The sequence below is a fragment of the Streptomyces sp. NPDC002845 genome (genome assembly GCF_053591955.1).
In genome coordinates, this window is sequence record NZ_JBSFUU010000010.1 from 133,937 (window position 1) to 150,880 (window position 16,944).

Genomic DNA, 16,944 nt, shown 5'->3' on the forward strand with positions numbered 1-16,944 from the left:
CGAGAGGGAGGCCGCACATGGCCTGGTTGATCACCGGCGGTGCCGGCTACATCGGGGCACACGTCGTCCGCGCGATGCTCGACGCGGGCGAACGGGCCGTGGTCTACGACGACTTGTCCACGGGCATCGCCGAACGCGTCCCCGAGGCGGTGCCGCTGGTGATCGGCTCCACCCTGGACGGCGACCTGCTGGCACGCACGATCGAGGAGCACGGCGTCACCGGTGTCGTACACCTGGCGGCGAAGAAGCAGGTGGGCGAATCGGTCGAACTGCCGCTGCACTACTACCACGAGAACGTCGAGGGCCTACGGGTGCTGCTCCAGGCGGTGACCTCCGCCTCCGTCCCGTCCTTCGTCTTCTCCTCCTCCGCGGCCGTGTACGGCATGCCGGACGTGGACCTGGTGACGGAGGAAACCCCTTGCGTGCCCATGAGCCCGTACGGCGAGACCAAGCTCGCGGGCGAGTGGCTGGTCCGCGCCACGGGCCGGGCGACCCCCGACCTGTCGACGGCCTCCCTGCGCTACTTCAACGTGGCGGGCGCGGCCGCACCGGAGTTGGCCGACGTGGGCACCTTCAACCTCGTACCCATGGTCTTCGAGAAGCTGACGGAGCGCGCGGCGCCCCGTATCTTCGGCGCCGACTACCCGACACCGGACGGCACATGCGTCCGCGACTACATCCACGTCGTCGACCTGGCGGAGGCCCATGTCACGGCGGCCCGCCGACTACGGTCCTCCCCGGGCCTCGACCTCACCCTCAACATCGGCCGCGGGGAAGGCGTTTCGGTCCGCGAGATGATCGACCGCATCAACACGATCACCGGCCACGACCTGCCGCCCGTGGTGACGGACCGCCGCCCCGGCGACCCCGCCCGAGTCGTCGCCTCGGCGGACCGCATCGCCACCGAGCTGTGCTGGAAGGCCCGGTACGGCGTCGACGACATGATCTCCTCGGCGTGGGCAGGGTGGGTGCGGTCGCATCCAGGGGCGGGGGCGTCGGCCTGAGCCGGGGGCCCTGCCGGGCGGGAGCCAGGTGGGCGCAGAGTCCCAGCGACACGCCGCATTGACGCCATGTCGCTGGGACGGTACGGACACTTGGAGTCTGCACCGACGCTCAACCCACCCAGGTCACCCTCTGGATGTAAACACGCTTCCGATAATCGATGACCTGATACCACACCATGAGCGGGCCCATGGCGATCACACGCAGACCCTGCGGATTCGTCACGCTGGCCCCGTCACCCGGGTCCTGTCCCAGCGAGGCAAGCACGACCAGCTCTCGTGCGACCTCTTCAGCCGCCGCTCGCCCCTCGTCAGGAAGATCGCCGACCACCCAGTCCGGTTCCGCCCCGTATTCCCAAGCCCACTCCGGGTCCGACGGCTCCTGGTCGTTCAATCCTCGATCTCCTGCTCGGCCTCGCGCAGAATCCTGTTGATCTCCGCCATGGCCGCACGAAACGCGATCTCGCCGACGGAGTCGTCCTGCGAAATCCGTTCGGCCTCATGCAGACGGGCCGCCCGCTGTGGATCTCGCTCGATCGCCACGAAGACCCCCCAGCGTTTCAGAAAGAGCTGGAGCGGAGCCGTACTCCCGGTCTGGCTGGCCTGGTCGAATGCCCGTCCGGCCTCCAGATCGAACTGCGGCAGATCCACAAGACTCAGCCGCTTCACAGTCTCGCGCAAGGCGTCCCTGGTCAGAGGAGGCATCGGGACAATCGGCCCGTCGTGATGCACCGGCTGTGCACTCATCCCTCGTTCCCCTCTCTCCCGCCAGTCGGATTCGACTTGCCCGGACTCATCACCTGCCAGGGTAGCCGCGCACGGGGACAGCCGAGCGGTCATCGCCCACCCCCGGACAGCCCCGACGCCCCGAGCTCGAACCAGACCCCCTTCCCGCCCTCGCCCCTCCCTCCGGTCCGCCACCCACCACGTTCGACTCCCCAGCGCCCCTCGGTCACGGAGTCGACGATCCACAGACCGCGCCCGCACTCGGGGTCGTAGCCCTCCCGCATGACGGGCAGCGTCACGTCCCCGTCGTAGACCGTTGCGCGTACGCCGGCCGGGTTGGCGATGAGCCGGAGCCCGGCGGCCGTTCCAGCCGCCGCGTGGAGGCACGAGTTGGTGACCAGCTCCGAGACGCAGAGGGTCGCGTCGTCCACGAGGGCGCCGAGTCGCTGTGCGTGCAGCACGGAGGCGACGAAGTCGCGGGCGACGCCGGGGGAGGTGTCGAGGGAGGGGATGCGGAGGGTGTATTCGGGCATGGGGGATCGACTCCAACTTGCCGTGAGTACAGGAGAGTTGACGGCAGGCGGGAGTACCAGCAACCGAGGGTGTCGCCTGCATCACCGAAGGTAGGGCGCAACCCATATGCGCCGCAACCTATATGCTCAGAATGCCAACCTGCCGAGTGACCCGTGCCATGCTTGCCCGGCACACTCGTACGCTGGAAAGACCAGGGGGACGCCAGAGATGCCGCTCAGGAGCAATCCCACCTATCGGCAGGAGCGATTGGGGGCCGAGCTGCGCAAGATGCGCGAGCGCGCGGGCATCACCGGGCGAGCCGCAGCCGCGCTGCTCAGCTCAAGCCCCATGTATCAAAGCCATGTCGAGAACGGCCGCAGCGGCATCAGCGAGGACCGCATCCGGCGCCTGGCCAGTCACTGCGCCTGTGACGATTCCACGTACATCGATGGGCTGGTTGCCATGGCCGCGGAGCGGGGCAAAGGCTGGTGGGAGGAGTACCGCGGCGTCGTGGTCCCCAGCGGCCTCAACCTGGCGGAGCTGGAGCACCACGCCATGCGCATCCAGACCTTCCAAATGGCGCACATTCCCGGCCTGTTGCAGACCGAGGATCACGTGCGAGCCGTGTTCCGCTACGGATCGCCAGAGCTGATGCCCCAGGACCTAGAGGCGTATGTGGCGTTCCGTCTGCGCCGCCAGCACATCATCACGGACTCACCTGAGACTCCGTACGAAGCGATCATCCACGAGGCAGCCCTGCGCATTCTCGTCGGCGGTCGCAAGGCAGCCCACGCACAGCTACAGCGCATCCTAGAACTCTCGGAGCTGGACCACGTGACCGTGCGCGTCCTGCCGTTCGCAGCCGAGGACTTCGCCGGCGCTGGGCACTCGATGGACTACCTGCACGGCCTCGCCCCCCAGCTGGACACCGTGCAGACCGACACCGGTCACGGCAGCGTCTTCTACGATGCCGAGCCACTGCTCATGCGCTACCGCAAGCGGTACGACAGAGTGGCAGGATCAGCCTTTGACCCGGCCAAGTCCCGGAACTTCATCGCCCAAACGCTTCGGGAACTCTGAAAGGCACCGGCATGCCCACATCCCTCACCTGGCAGAAGTCGTCCTTCTCGGGCGGCAGCACAGGCGACAGCTGCGTCGAACTCGCCCCCTCCGCCTCCACTCCCATCCCCACATCCATACACCTCCGCGAAAGCGACCACCCCACCACCATCCTCACCACCACCCCCGCCCTCCTCCACGCCCTCCTCACCACCCTCAAGACCGGTCAACTTGCCTGACCCACGGCTCCAACGCGCCCTCGGCGCTGCTCTCGGCCCGGCCGTCGGCGACGCCCTGGGCGCACCCTTCGAGTTCGAGCCCGAGGGTGCCTTCTCGACCCGCTCCCCGGGAACCGGTCACCACGGCGAGACGAGATGACAGTGCCGCGCCCGGCACGAACTCGGTGCCCTGCTCGACATCATCCCGCGACAGGCACTCTCTCCGGTGGCGGTTTGAACGACGAGGCTTGACACCACCCGGTTCCGGCACACTCGCCTCTGCGTCCTCCTGGCTCCTAGCGATACGGAAGGCGCCGAGGGCGAGGTTACGCAGGTCGGCCACGGTGCAGGGCGCGACCAGCCACGACGGGCACACAGGTGAAGCACCGGACTTCCAGCGGGGCGCTTAGCGACCCTCGGACTCACGTGATCGTTCCCGGCCGATCGCGAGAACGACAGAGTCTTGACGCAATCCGGATATGAGACAAAAAAAGGGGGGAATAAATCGGAAGCAACCTTGCCGATCGCGATAATAAGGCCAGCAGTCGATTTCAGACACTATTACCGAGACACCTTCACTTCGAAAGCTTGTTCACCGAAGATCTCTCCCGAGAGCCCTCATCGGGAACATTCGAAGAATGGCGTAAATTCCATGAAGCCCCTTGGTAGATCCATCGCCCTCGTCGCCGCGAGTGCAGCCGTGGCTGCTGGCATTCTCGCTTCACCGGCCAGTGCGGCAACCCCCCAGCCCCCCAAGGAATTGGGAAACGTCAAGGAATGGGGTGTGGTTGAAATCACAGTCGATGCATCCTCGATGGTAACTCCGATGGCCACCAAGGATGTTGGTGGCGGCTCATGGACTTACGGCACTGAATTGACGGCCGACGGAAAGCGCTGCTACTCGTACTACTTCCATGGATCCGTGGCCCACAAGTCGACCGCGAAGATAGCCAACGCCAGCAACACGGACACCGCGCGTGCCGGAGTGACCTCCAGGGCCAGCAGAACGGCAGGCGCCGCGTACACGTGCTACGCATACTGGGGCAAGCTCTAAGAATCTTCCAGGCTCCGACCATCGCGGCCCCGGCCCGCCACCCCGGGATGCGGCGTGGCTCAGGGGCCGCGAAGTCGCACCTCGCCGGTCTACTCACTCCGATGCCCGCCAGCGTACGGTGCGATGAGCGCCTTCGCCGCTTCGCGCCTCGCTACTGAAAAGGACTCCATCGAACGCCGTGTCCCCTTCACGCTCCTCCATCCTGGCGCCTGTGGCCGCGCTGATAGCCGGCGCGGCACTCGGAGTCCTCGCCCCACTCCTTGAGACAGCCGACGCTTCAGCAGTCCACGTGGCACATCTTGTCTTGGCTGCAGGGTGGTCCTGGGCAGCCCTGGCTTTTTGTGTCGGCCTCGCATGTAAATCCTGGATCAAGTCCGCCGTCTTGGCCCCTGCATCCCTCACCGCAGGCGTGATCACTTACTATGTGACCAAATTGGAGCGAGGGGAATTCTTGGAAGCGGTGAACCTGGATGACCCTTCGCAAGGAGTTCAGGTTTACTGGGCGGGCTTCATATCAAAAACGGTGTTCTGGTGCGTAGCGGCAGTCGTTCTGGGGCTTATTTTGGGGTTGGCCGGGAATCTGGCCCGAGATCGGGGATTTCGCGGCCTGCCCTTTCAAGCCTCGATTCCACTGGTAGCTATCGTGGAGACATCAATGCGGCTCCGCGCCGAAGCCTCGCTGCAAGGGGAACTCGCTAGTACGACATGGAGCGTCACCCGCCTTGTAGCCGTGGCTGTCGTTGTCGCTCTAGTGGGGCATGTGATGATCACCCGTTGGCATCGACGCACCGCAGTACCCGGCGCACGGTCGCCTCGCCGGGCGCCCGGTCCCGATCACGCAGCATAGCCCCGCAGTGGAGAACGAGCCGGTCAGTGGTGTCGGCGGCTCATCGGCGATTGCGGTGAGGGACTTCGCTCCGGGCAAGACCATGCAGGCCAGGACATACAACAGTCGGTGGCGCCGCCCCGGAACCAGCGCGGGTCGGGCAGGCGGCGCAGCCGGTCCAGCAAGTCGGACGGTTCATTGGAGCGGGCCGGACCGGTACCAGCGAGTTGGCGCAGCCCGGCGGGGGTGGGCGATGTTGTCGCAGCAGGCGCGGTCTTCCGTTGTGGTGATCAGCGGACTCGACACTCCGTTGGGTATCAGGCCCATACCGGCTACGTCGAGCCAACCGCGAGAACGACGGAACTCTGTCTTGGCTCCCAAGCTCGGAGGATGTTGCCCCTACCCTCACTTCGCTGGAGAAACCATGCGCAAAACGACCAGCGCACTCCTCGGCACAGCGATCACGGCCGGATTGATAACAGGCTGCAGCTTCCAGAAGACCGTGGCCGAGCCCGACTCCGTCGGCATCGCTACGAAACTGCCTGAAGACACCGACAACGCCAAGTCCGTCAAACAGGCCGGGAAGTTCAAGTCGTGGCTGGACAGGCACGGCAGCGAAGGCCAGAAGGATGCCGCTGAACGCGTGCAGCGGATCATCGGCGAGTAGGACGGCAAGACCGGAACAGGCCTTCATCTCCACCGACATCAACGGCGGCACAACCCCGGTCAAGGACCCCATGGCCACGGCCGAGGCCATCGCTGAAGCCTTCGACTCATACGCCGACTCCGAGCAGGGCTACGTCAGCGTGTACGACGTGTTCGGCAACACCCTCATCACCAACGCGGGGTTCTGACCCTGCTCCGCTGCGCTGATGGCCCCCGGCTCCGCCCCATCGGCGAGATCCCGCATCCTGCCGGAACTCCCGCCGATCATCTGCTCGTTCCGTTGGACGAGACGGGCCACACGGCGACGGCCACCGGAGTAACAAATTCGCCGCGAGCGGGACGCTGGTCGGTCCCGCTCGCGGCGAACGGTTGTGACGGGTGGTGGAGACGGACCGGCTCCGTCAGAGCTTGTCCATGCGCGTGTAGGGACTGACGATGCGTGCTTGGCGGGAGCCGAAGTCGACGAGCAGTGCGATGCCCTCCTCGACGCCGACGATCCTGCCCAGGCCGAACTGGTCGTGCGTAACGCGGTCGCCCAGGGCGAAGTGCTTGGCGACCGGGGCAACCGGAGCTTTGAAGGGGCTGGTGGACAGATGGCGCCGGGGCGCGGATGGCTTCGTCATCGTGAACCCAGTATGCGCGCCGTAAGGCCTCGACAGGGAGCCGTGGATGACAACGATCCGGCGCCTATGGGTGCCGACCGGCCCCGCGGTACCGATCCGGCCCGCCTCCGCGAGGGTCCCGAAGGCCGCGAAAAGCCCGAAGGGTCTCCCTAAAGCGCTCTGAGCGCCCCCGCCGTCGCCCGCGACAAACTCGCCAGGTACCCCTTCGGCAGCTTCGGGCTCCGTACCACCACCGCCCGCCAGTACAGCGGCCCGGAGATCAGGTCCAGGGCCAGGTCCTCGTCGAGCCCCTGCCGTACCTCGCCGCGGGCGACCGCCGACGCGACGATGCCGGTGGCCACGCCCTGCTGGCCCTCGCGCAGGGCCTTCTGCATGGCTTCGGCGATCTCGGGGTTGCGGGCGGCCTCGGCCTGGAGGTCGGGGATGATCTGGCCGGCCACCGGGTGGCGCAGCGCGCGGGAGGTGACCTCGTACAGAAGCCTCAGGTCTCCTTCGAGGGAGCCCGTGTCGGGCATTGGCAGGCCCTGGACCGCGATCGCCGAGACCAGGTCGAGGACCAGGTGGAGCTTGGAGCGCCAGCGGCGGTACACCGCGGTCTTGCCGACGCCCGCGCGGCGCGCGATGCCCTCGATGGACATACGGGCGTAGCCGACGGCCGCGAGTTCCTCGAAGACGGCGGCGCGGATGGCCTCGGTCACGTCCTCGCGGAGCACGGCCGCCCCGGCGGGGGCCCTGCGGCGGGGCCGTGGCCGAGGTGCGTCGGCGTCGGCGTCGGCGTTCGTCGTCATGCGGACCAGCATAGGGCGTTACGACGAAACGGTTGCGTTCCGACGTAGCGAAGGCTTACGCTCGCGTTGCGACGATACGGTCCCGTCCCGACGTAAGAGCAGAGTAAGAAGCAGAACAAGAAACAGAGTTGAGAAGCAGGCCGAGAGCACCGCGAAGCGCGATGTCGACATCGACGTCGACGTCGAGGACGGGTCGTCTCCAGCGAACGCCACCCCCCTAGTGAAAGCTGTGATGTGAGTCAGGTCCTCCACACACCACCTCCAGCGACCTCCACCGCCCCGGCCGCCCCGGCCGCCCCGGCCGCCCCGGCCGCCGAGTCCCCCACGGCCCTCGCCGACCTCGCCGACCTCGCCGACCGCCACGGCCTCACGGTCAGCGGAGCCCGGCCCACCCTGCGCGAGTACGTACGGCAGTTGTGGGCTCGGCGGCACTTCATCACCGCCTTCTCCACCGCCAAGCTCACCGCGCAGTACAGCCGGGCCAAGCTCGGACAGGTGTGGCAGGTGGCGACCCCGCTGCTGAACGCGGCGGTGTACTACTTCATCTTCGGCGTCCTCATGGGCACCAGGCGCGGCGTGCCGGACTATGTCCCGTTCCTGGTCACCGGCGTGTTCGTGTGGACGTTCACGCAGAGCTCGGTCATGGCGGGGACCAGGGCCATCTCAGGCAACCTGGGTCTGGTCCGGGCGCTGCACTTCCCTCGCGCCACGCTGCCCCTCTCCTACTGCCTGCAGCAGCTCCAGCAACTGCTGTTCTCCATGGCCGTACTGGTCGTGATCCTGCTCGGCTTCGGCGTGCCGGTCACCCTGTCATGGCTGCTGATCGTGCCCGCGCTCGCCCTGCAGTTCACGTTCAACGCCGGCGTCGCCATGGTCGTGGCTCGGATCGGCGCCAAGACTCCCGACATCTCGCAGCTCATGCCGTTCGTGCTGCGCACCTGGATGTACACGTCGGGTGTGATGTGGAGCCTCGACAGAATCCTCGCCAACCGGAACCTTCCCGGCTGGGTCCACGTCCTGCTGGAGTGCAACCCCGCCGCCGTCTACATCAACCTCATGCGGTTCGCGCTGATCGACAGCTTCCACGCGAGCCAGCTGCCGAGCCACGTATGGGCCCTCGCCCTGGGCTGGGCGCTGCTCGCCGGCGTCGGCGGATTCATCTACTTCTGGAAGGCTGAGGAGACGTACGGCCGTGGCTGACATCACCATTCCCCGCCCCGACAAGGCCGCCGCGTCCGGCGACGCCCCCGCCGAGCGCGTCCCCACCGTCATCGCCGACGGCGTCGACGTCGTGTACCGGGTCAACGGCACGGGAGGCGGCCGTGGCGCCGCCACCGCCGCGCTCCATCGCATGCTGCGGCGGAAGAAGAAGACGGAGAGAGCCTCCGGTGTGCGCGAGGTGCACGCCGTGAGAAACGTGTCCTTCACCGCGTACCGGGGTGAGGCCATCGGGCTCATCGGGACGAACGGGTCCGGGAAGTCGACGCTGCTGAAAGCCGTGGCCGGGCTGCTGCCCGTCGAGAACGGTCGGATCTACACGGACCGCCAGCCGTCCCTGCTCGGCGTGAACGCGGCGCTGATGAGCGACCTCACCGGCGAACGCAACGTCTATCTCGGCGGGCTCGCGATGGGGATGTCGCGGGAGCAGGTCAAGGAGCGGTACCAGGAGATCGTCGACTTCTCGGGCATCAACGAGAAGGGGGACTTCATCACACTGCCCATGCGGACGTATTCGTCGGGCATGGGCGCCCGGCTCCGGTTCTCCATCGCTGCGGCCAAGCAACACGATGTGCTGCTGATCGACGAGGCGCTGGCGACCGGTGACCGGTCCTTCCGGAAGCGGTCCGAGGCCCGTATCCGTGAACTGCGCAAGAGCGCGGGCACGGTGTTTCTGGTCAGCCACAGCAACAAGTCCATTCGGGACACGTGTGACCGGGTCCTGTGGCTTGAGAGGGGGGTGCTTCAGATGGACGGGGCCACGGAGGACGTGCTGAAGGAGTACGAGAAGTTCACGGGCGGTGACAAGAAGTAGGAGAGACCCGCCGGAGCCCGGACCCGCGCCTTCGAAGGGGGCGCCCCTGAACCAGGGGCGCCCCCTTCGCCGTACCCCGTACGAACGCCGTACCCGTACGAACGCCGTACCCCTTACGAACGCCGTACCCCTTACGAATCCGTGCGCAGCAGCGTCCGCATCGTCCGCATCGCCACCGACAGATTCGCCAGGTCGAACGAGTCCGACCCCTGGATCTCCTCCAGCGTGGTGCGGGCCCGGCTCAGGATCGCCGCGTTCTTCTGCTCCCACACCTTGAAGCGCTGCTCGGGCGTGGACGTGCCGTTGCCGACCGTCAGGACGTCCGCCGTGAGGGCCGCGTGGCAGGCGTAGAGGTCCTCGCGGATCGCGGCGCGGGCCATGGACTGCCAGCGGTCGGCGCGGGGCAGCTCGATGATGCGGTCCATGAGCTGGCTGATCCGCAGGCGGTCGCCCAGGTCGTAGTAGACCTCGGCGACGGCCAGCGCGTCCGTGCCCTTGCGGTCGGCCACCCGGACGATGTCGAGCGTCGGGAAGGCGGCGGAGAACCCGGCGACGCGCGTGGCGAGCTCGGCCGGGAAACCGGCGGCCGTCAGCTCGTCGTGGATCTTCTGGTACCACTCCAGGTCATCGCCGCGCAGCAGCTTGGGCAGCTCGGCCCAGACCTGGCCGACGCCCTCCTTGAAGAAGGCGATGGTCTCGGTCAGCTCGATCGGCTGCGGCCGGTTGTTGAGCAGCCAGCGGGTGCCGCGCTCGACCAGGCGGCGGGAGTGCAGGCGGATACGGGTCTGGACGGCCGCGTCGACCTGGTTGTCCAGCCCTTCGACCGCGTCCCACACCGCGCCGGAGCCGAAGATCGCGCGGGCCGCGGTCTGGGCGCGGACGATCTCCTCCAGCGAGGCGCCGGTCTCCTCGCGCAGACGGTGCAGGAAGCTCGTACCGCCCGTGTTGACCGTGTCGTTGACCAGGACGGTCGTGACGATCTCGCGGTGCAGCGGGTGACTGTCGATGTGCGAGGCGAACCGCTCGCGCAGCGCGGTCGGGAAGTACGCGTACAGCAGGCTGCGCAGGTACGGGTCGTCGGGCAGCGAGGTGTGCAGCAGCTCCTCGGCGACCGTGATCTTCGTGTACGCGAGGAGGACGGCCGTCTCCGGGCCGGTCAGCCCGTGGCCGCTGCTCAGCCGCTCACGGATCTGGCGCTCGGTGGGCAGGAACTCCAGGGCCCGGTTGAGGTGGCCCGCCCTGACCAGGTGGCGCATGAAGCGCTGCTGGGCGTGGAGCATGTCCTTGGACTGGGCGAGGGCGTTGGCGATCGCCACGTTCTGCGCGTAGTTGTTGCGCAGGACCAGGTTGCCGACCTCGTCGGTCATCTCGGCGAGCAGCTTGTTGCGCTGCTTGACGGTCATGTCGCCCTCGGTGACCAGCCCGTTGAGCAGGATCTTGATGTTCACCTCGTGGTCGGAGGTGTCCACGCCCGCGCTGTTGTCGATGGCGTCGTTGTTGACGCGACCGCCGTGCATCGCGAACTCGATGCGGCCGAGCTGGGTCAGGCCCAGGTTGCCGCCCTCGCCGACGACGCTGACGCGCAGGTCGCCGCCGTTGACGCGGATCGCGTCGTTGGCCTTGTCACCGACGTCGCTGTGGGATTCCGCGGCGGCCTTGACGTACGTGCCGATACCGCCGTTCCACAGCAGGTCGACCGGCGCCTTCAGGATCGCCTTCATCAGGTCGGCCGGGGTCATCTTGGAGACCTTGCCCTCGATGCCGAGAGCCTCGCGGATGTGGTGGTTGAGCGGGATCGCCTTGGCGGTGCGGGGGAAGACGCCGCCGCCGGCCGAGATCAGCTCGGTGTTGTAGTCGGCCCAGGAGCTGCGCGGCAGCTCGAAGACGCGGCGCCGCTCGGCGTACGAGGTGGCCGCGTCCGGGTGCGGGTCGATGAAGATGTGCCGGTGGTCGAAGGCAGCGACCAGGCGGATGTGCTCGCTGAGCAGCATGCCGTTGCCGAACACGTCACCGGACATGTCACCGATGCCGACGACCGTGAAGTCCTCGGTCTGCGTGTCCACCCCCAGCTCGCGGAAGTGCCGCTTGACCGACTCCCAGGCACCGCGGGCGGTGATGCCCATGCCCTTGTGGTCGTAACCGGCCGAGCCTCCGGAGGCGAAGGCGTCCCCGAGCCAGAAGTTGTACGACTCGGCCACCTCGTTGGCGATGTCGGAGAAGGTGGCGGTGCCCTTGTCGGCGGCGACGACGAGGTAGGTGTCGTCCTCGTCGTGACGGACCACGTCCGGCGGGGGTACGACCTCCCCGGCCACCATGTTGTCGGTGATGTCGAGCAGCGCCGAGATGAAGGTCTTGTAGCTGCGGATGCCTTCCGCCAGCCAGGCGTCGCGGTCGACGGCCGGGTCCGGCAGCTGCTTGGCGACGAAGCCGCCCTTGGCGCCGACGGGCACGATGACGGTGTTCTTGACCATCTGCGCCTTGACCAGCCCGAGGATCTCGGTGCGGAAGTCCTCGCGGCGGTCGGACCAGCGCAGCCCGCCACGCGCGACCTTCCCGAACCGCAGATGCACGCCCTCCACCCGAGGCGAGTACACCCAGATCTCGTACGCCGGCCGCGGCGCGGGCAGATCGGGGATGGCCTGCGGGTCGAACTTCATGGAGACGTAGTCGTGCGGCTTGCCGCCCAGCGTCTCCTGGAAGAAGTTCGTGCGCAGGGTCGCCTTGATGACGGTGAGGAAGGAGCGCAGGATCCGGTCCTCGTCGAGGGACGCGACCTGGTCGAGAGCCCCGTCCAGCTCCTCCAGGAGCCCTTCGACGATCTCCAGCCCGGCGCGCTGCCGTTCCGGTGACATCCGCGCCTCGAACAGGGAGACGAGGAGGCGGGTGGTGTGGACATTGTTTCGGAGGGTGTCCTCCATGTAGTCCTGGCTGAAGGTGGAGCCCGCCTGGCGCAGGTACTTGGCGTACGCCCGCAGCACCAGCGCCTCACGCCAGGTGAGGCCCGCGCTCAGCACCAGCGCGTTGAACCCGTCGTTCTCGGCCTGCCCGGTCCAGGTCGCGGCGAAGGCGTCCTGGAACCGCGCACGCGCGTCGTCGCCGGGGTAGTCGCCGCTGCCGTTCTTCGACTTGGGCATGCGCAGCCCGAAGTCGTAGACCCAGGCGGTCGTACGGTCCGAGCAGCGCAGCTCGTACGGCCGCTCGTCGATGACCTCGACGCCGAGCCGGTTGAGGACGGGGAGCACGGCCGACAGGGAGACCGAGCCGCCCTTCTGGTAGATCTTGAACCGGCGCTCGTCGGGCGCGGCGCCCACCGGCTCGTACAGGCTGAGCGAGAAGTCCTTGTCCTCGCCGAGCTGTTCGAGGTGGACGAGGTCGGCGACCGCGGCGCGCGGGGTGTGGTCGGCCTTGTAGCCCTCGGGGAAGGCGGAGCCGTAGCGGCGCAGCAGCCCGGCGGCGCGTTCCTCGCCCAGCTCGGCGCCCAGCGCCTCGGAGAAACCGTCGGCCCAGGAACGGGCGGCCTCGACGAGCCGGGCCTCGATACGTCCCTTTTCGGAGTCGGACAGCCTCGGCAGCTCCGTACCCTGCGGGACGCGCACCACGAAGTGCAGCCGGGAGAGGATCGACTCGGTGTTCCAGGCGGTGAAGTCGACGCTGATACCGCCGAGCTCCTCCTTCAGGATGTCGATGATCCGCAGCCGTACGCCGGTGGTGTAGCGGTCGCGCGGGAGGTAGACGAGGGCGGAGTAGTAGCGCCCGTACTCGTCCTGCCGCAGGTAGAGCCGAAGCCGCCTGCGCTCCTGCAGGTAGAGCACGGACGTGACGATGGACTGCAACTCGTCGACGGGGGTCTGGAAGAGCTCGTCGCGCGGGTACGTCTCCAGGATCTGGAGCAGATCGCGCCCGTCGTGGCTGTTGGGCGAGAACCCGGCGCGCTGAAGGACTTCGTCCACCTTGCGCCGAATGACGGGCACGCGCCGCACGCTCTCGGTGTAGGCGGCGGAGGAGAACAGCCCGAGGAACCGCCGCTCACCGACGACGTTCCCGTCCCCGTCGAACTTCTTCACACCCACGTAGTCGAGGTACGACGGCCGGTGCACGGTCGAGCGGCTGTTGGCCTTGGTCAGGACGAGGAGCTTGTGCTCACGGGCCTTGGCGCGGGCGTCGGCGGGGAGCCGCTCGAAGGAGGAGGAGACGGGGTGGCTGTCCGGCCCGGCGTGATGCGGATCGGCCCGCAGAATGCCGAGCCCGGTCCCCGGCACGGCGGCCAGGGTGTCGTCCCCGCGAAGCTCGTACTCCCGGAACCCGAGGAAGGTGAAGTGGTCGTCGGCCAGCCAGCGCAGCAGCTCGCGGGCCTCCTCGATCTCCTGCGCGCGCAGGTCGTCGGCGAGGGGCTCCTCCGGCAGCTCGTCGGCGATACGGAGGGCCGAGTCCCGCATCTTCTCCCAGTCCTCGACGGCCTCGCGGGCGTCGGACAGGACGCGCAGCAGATCGGCGGTGATCTGCTTCAGGTCGGCCCGGTCGGTCTCGCGGTCGATCTCGACGTGGATCCAGGACTCGGTGTGCGCGTCATGTGGAAGGGCCTCGCCGGCGGGCGGGACGGGGAGGACTTCGATGAGCTTGCCGGTGACATCCCGCCGTACGAAAATCTGCGGGTGGATGACGACATGAATCCCGCGCCCCTGCCGCGACAACTCATTGGTCACGGAATCAACGAGGAACGGCATGTCGTCGGTGACGACCTCGACGACGGAGTGGCTGCAGGTCCAGCCGTTCTCCTCAACGGTCGGGGTGTGGACCCGCACGCTGGCCGTGCCCTGGGGGCGATTCTCGGCCAGCCGGTAGTGCGAGAAGGCGGCTCCGAAGATGTCGACCGGGTCGCGGTCGGTGAGGTCCTCCGGTGCGGTGTGCAGGTAGTAGCGCTGGAGGAACGAGAGCACGGTTTCGTGGTCCGGGGTGCCGGGAGTGCCCTCACCCGTCGTCCCGGTCGGTAGATGCCCCCCGACCGGGCTGTTCTCAGCTACCCGGGCGGCCCGTTCGAGCAGCTCGGCCTTGGCTTCGTCCAGCTTGGTCTGCATTATCCTCTGGCTCCTGTCGCGCGCCGTTGCGTGACGTTGAAGGAAGTACGGTCTCTGCTCCGCGGTTTCCGACGCGACGCCACGACGCGGGGTGTCCGGTCTTCTTCGACGCTATGCCGCGGAGGGAGATGAGCGGGGGGTTCTCGGCCGTTCTCGGCACGTCCGGGTGCTGTGACGCTGCTCTCCGCGCCGCCCTCCCTGGGAGTGCCCGGCATCCCCGGAGCCATCCAGACTCCGCCCCGCCCGCGAGGACCAGCGATCGCCGCCCGGTCACGGATGTCGTCCGTGCACCTCGGGCGCAGAGCAGGGACACCAAGGCCCCCGCGAACTATCGCGCTGATCACGCCACAAGGCTATCGCCCCGGACGGGGGCCCCGTCATGAGCCGTATGTGTACAAAACCGGGGGTAGAAGTTTGACGTTCTGCACAGGGACGGGGGGTGAGAGTTGTGCAGGGTGGGGGTGGGTTGTGGGGGTATGGGGTGGGGTAGGGCAGGTGAGGGGTGGGCACGGCGGTGGCTGAGCTTCTCCAGCCCGTCCGGCGCTTGAGGACGAGGCCGCAAGGCCGACAAACCACCCACCCAGCAGCACTCGTCATCCCACCCCAGCCCCCTCCAGCCCGTCCGGCGCTTGAGGACGAGGCCGCAAGGCCGATGAACCACCCACCCAGCCGCACCTACCCGACCCACCCCGGGGGTCTGGGGGCGCAGCCCCCAGGGATGGGACGGGTAGGGGCGGCGGGGGCGAGAAAACCCACCACCCGGAAACCCCCACCACGAACCCCTTGGCAAGACCCCACCCCCCGAGGCACCTTGCCAAAGACGGCCAACAGAGGCGAAGACACGGCCGAGGGAAGCGGAATCGACATGACAGCCAAGATCCTGATCGTCACCGGCGACGCGGCGGAATCACTGGAGGTCCTGTACCCCTACCAACGCCTGCGCGAGGAGGGCTACGACGTCCACATCGCCGCCCCCACCCGCAAAAAGCTCCAGTTCGTCATCCACGACTTCGAACCCGGCTTCGACACCTACACCGAAAAGCCCGGCTACACCTGGCCCGCCGACCTCGCCTTCTCCGAGGTCGACCCCGGCCAGTACGCCGCCCTCGTCATCCCCGGCGGCCGCGCCCCGGAGTACCTCCGCAACGACCCCGAACTCCGCAAGATCCTCAAGTCCTTCTTCGACACCGACAAACCGGTCGCCCAGATCTGCCACGGCCCCCTGCTCACCGCCGCCGTCGGGGCCCTCCACGGCCGCCGCGTCACGGCGTACCCCGCCCTGGAACTCGACATGCAGGCAGCCGGCGCCACCTTCCAGGACACGGAAGCCGTGGTCGACGGCACCCTGGTCTCGTCCCGCGCCTGGCCCGACCACTCCCGCTGGATGCGCGAGTTCCTCACGGTACTGCGCGCCAAAGCCCCAGCGACCTGACCACCACCGGTCCGACCAGGCACGCCGGTGACATCCAACCGGTCACGCCAGTGACAAAGGACGGCGGCTGCCCCACCGACGCGGGCAGCCGCCCATGGCACGCCCGGGCCGAAGCGGCGGGGCGCCTGCCATGACGGTCACGGGCCGTGGCGAATGGACCAACCCTGTCGACACCCACCGCCAGCCGATGGCCGTACGCAGGGTCTGGTGCCGGGTGAGCGCGGTCCGCCGGCCGCCGGTGAGCACGTCGAACCGGTGGTCGAGCCGGGCCACCAGCTCCGTCGGCAGCACCGCGCACAGTCGTACCGCCGCCAGCGCCAGCGCCAGCGGAATCCCGTCGAGCCGGTCGACGAGCGCGGGCAGCCGCTCCCGGTCGGCGTCGCTCACGGCGAAGCCGGGCACGCCGCAGCCCGCGCCCGCTCCATGAACAGCTCCAGCGCGTCCGCGCGGGCAAGCGGAGCGATCTGCACGAGGTGCTCGCCCGGCACGTCCAGGGGCTGTCTGCTGGTGGCGAGGAAGCTGACGTCCGCCGCCTCGCGCAGCAGGATGTCGGAGGGCATGGCGCAGGCGTCGACCAGGTGCTCGCAGGTGTAGAGCACGATCAGCAGCCGGCGCTCCTGAAGGTGTGCGACCACCGCGTCGATCGGCTCCATGCCGGGCTGTTCCGGCAGTTCGAGCACCGTGGCGAGCATCGCCGGGATCAGCTCCGGGTCGCGCAGCGCCGACAGCTCCGCCAGCCACACCCCGTCCGGGAACCGCTTCACCAGCTCGGCCGCCGCCCGCAGCGCCGTACGGCTCTTGCCGACCCCGCCCGGCCCTTGCACAACATACGCATTCGAGCACGGAACGTAAGCATATTCACGCCAAGTACATGCTTTCCAGGCACTGGCACCCACGGAGCGAAGCCCACGCCCTCGAAGCGAGGAGGGGC

Annotated in this window: 14 protein-coding genes and 2 pseudogenes; 9 read left to right on the forward strand and 7 right to left on the reverse strand. The window is 68.0% G+C overall.

All coding sequences use genetic code 11. The annotated features are described in order from the left end of the window. Nucleotides 1–17: 17 nt before the first annotated feature. Nucleotides 18–1,004: a UDP-glucose 4-epimerase GalE gene (galE, locus tag ACWD3C_RS09770; RefSeq protein ID WP_451141941.1), complete on the forward strand. Its 987-nt coding sequence runs from the start codon at nt 18–20 to the stop codon at nt 1,002–1,004. A 109-nt stretch (nt 1,005–1,113) separates the two neighbouring features. On the opposite strand, the gene ACWD3C_RS09775 is transcribed toward galE, so the two are convergent. From ACWD3C_RS09775 to ACWD3C_RS09785, 3 genes are all read right to left on the reverse strand, one after another. After that, a complete protein-coding gene (locus ACWD3C_RS09775) occupies nt 1,114–1,395 on the reverse strand; it encodes a hypothetical protein (protein WP_451141943.1) in 282 nt (93 codons plus the stop codon). Further along, entirely contained in the window at nt 1,392–1,748 is a 357-nt protein-coding gene (locus tag ACWD3C_RS09780) for a hypothetical protein (RefSeq protein ID WP_451141945.1), read from the reverse strand. The genes ACWD3C_RS09775 and ACWD3C_RS09780 overlap by 4 nt, the downstream gene beginning before the upstream one ends. 89 nt (nt 1,749–1,837) lie before the next feature. Further along, complete coding sequence (locus ACWD3C_RS09785) at nt 1,838–2,260, reverse strand: ATP-binding protein (RefSeq protein ID WP_451141947.1); 423 nt, start codon at nt 2,258–2,260, stop codon at nt 1,838–1,840. Between the two features lie 208 nt (nt 2,261–2,468). On the opposite strand from ACWD3C_RS09785, the gene ACWD3C_RS09790 reads away from it, so the two are divergent. The 5 genes and pseudogenes from ACWD3C_RS09790 to ACWD3C_RS09810 all read left to right on the forward strand — a co-directional run bounded on the left by ACWD3C_RS09790 (nt 2,469) and on the right by ACWD3C_RS09810 (nt 6,064). Beyond that, nucleotides 2,469–3,320: a helix-turn-helix domain-containing protein gene (locus tag ACWD3C_RS09790; protein ID WP_451141949.1), complete on the forward strand. Its 852-nt coding sequence runs from the start codon at nt 2,469–2,471 to the stop codon at nt 3,318–3,320. 11 nt (nt 3,321–3,331) lie between these two features. Continuing rightward, complete coding sequence (locus ACWD3C_RS09795) at nt 3,332–3,538, forward strand: DUF397 domain-containing protein (protein WP_451141951.1); 207 nt, start codon at nt 3,332–3,334, stop codon at nt 3,536–3,538. Beyond that, nucleotides 3,531–3,668 (forward strand): annotated as a pseudogene (locus ACWD3C_RS09800) (ADP-ribosylglycohydrolase family protein); the annotation flags it as partial. The gene ACWD3C_RS09795 and the pseudogene ACWD3C_RS09800, both read left to right, overlap by 8 nt. Nucleotides 3,669–4,343: 675 nt before the next feature. Beyond that, nucleotides 4,344–4,571 carry a lactococcin 972 family bacteriocin gene (locus ACWD3C_RS09805; protein ID WP_451142005.1) on the forward strand — a complete coding sequence of 76 codons (228 nt, stop codon included), beginning with the start codon at nt 4,344–4,346 and terminating at the stop codon, nt 4,569–4,571. 1,250 nt (nt 4,572–5,821) lie between these two features. Next, complete coding sequence (locus ACWD3C_RS09810) at nt 5,822–6,064, forward strand: hypothetical protein (RefSeq protein WP_451141953.1); 243 nt, start codon at nt 5,822–5,824, stop codon at nt 6,062–6,064. A gap of 400 nt (nt 6,065–6,464) precedes the next feature. On the opposite strand, the gene ACWD3C_RS09815 is transcribed toward ACWD3C_RS09810, so the two are convergent. Together ACWD3C_RS09815 and ACWD3C_RS09820 are read right to left on the reverse strand one after the other, a co-directional pair. Continuing rightward, nucleotides 6,465–6,686, reverse strand: coding sequence for a hypothetical protein (locus ACWD3C_RS09815; protein WP_451141955.1), 222 nt, complete (start codon nt 6,684–6,686; stop codon nt 6,465–6,467). 149 nt (nt 6,687–6,835) lie between these two features. Beyond that, nucleotides 6,836–7,474 (reverse strand): TetR/AcrR family transcriptional regulator, encoded by a 639-nt coding sequence (locus ACWD3C_RS09820; protein WP_451141957.1) that lies wholly within the window; start codon nt 7,472–7,474, stop codon nt 6,836–6,838. Nucleotides 7,475–7,708: 234 nt separating this feature from the next. Between ACWD3C_RS09820 and ACWD3C_RS09825 the strand changes: the two genes are divergently transcribed. Next, nucleotides 7,709–8,674 (forward strand): ABC transporter permease, encoded by a 966-nt coding sequence (locus ACWD3C_RS09825; protein WP_451141959.1) that lies wholly within the window; start codon nt 7,709–7,711, stop codon nt 8,672–8,674. After that, the gene (locus ACWD3C_RS09830; protein WP_451141961.1) at nt 8,667–9,506 is read left to right on the forward strand and encodes an ABC transporter ATP-binding protein; all 840 of its coding nucleotides are present in this window, start codon (nt 8,667–8,669) and stop codon (nt 9,504–9,506) included. The genes ACWD3C_RS09825 and ACWD3C_RS09830 overlap by 8 nt, the downstream gene beginning before the upstream one ends. Nucleotides 9,507–9,637: 131 nt before the next feature. On the opposite strand, the gene ACWD3C_RS09835 is transcribed toward ACWD3C_RS09830, so the two are convergent. Continuing rightward, nucleotides 9,638–14,581: an NAD-glutamate dehydrogenase gene (locus ACWD3C_RS09835; RefSeq protein ID WP_451141963.1), complete on the reverse strand. Its 4,944-nt coding sequence runs from the start codon at nt 14,579–14,581 to the stop codon at nt 9,638–9,640. Between the two features lie 865 nt (nt 14,582–15,446). Here ACWD3C_RS09835 and ACWD3C_RS09840 point away from each other — a divergent pair. Next, entirely contained in the window at nt 15,447–16,013 is a 567-nt protein-coding gene (locus ACWD3C_RS09840; RefSeq protein WP_451141965.1) for a DJ-1/PfpI family protein, read from the forward strand. 180 nt (nt 16,014–16,193) lie between these two features. Here the strand turns inward: ACWD3C_RS09840 and ACWD3C_RS09845 are convergent. Beyond that, nucleotides 16,194–16,834 (reverse strand): annotated as a pseudogene (locus ACWD3C_RS09845) (ATP-binding protein); the annotation flags it as partial. Nucleotides 16,835–16,944 lie beyond the last annotated feature (110 nt).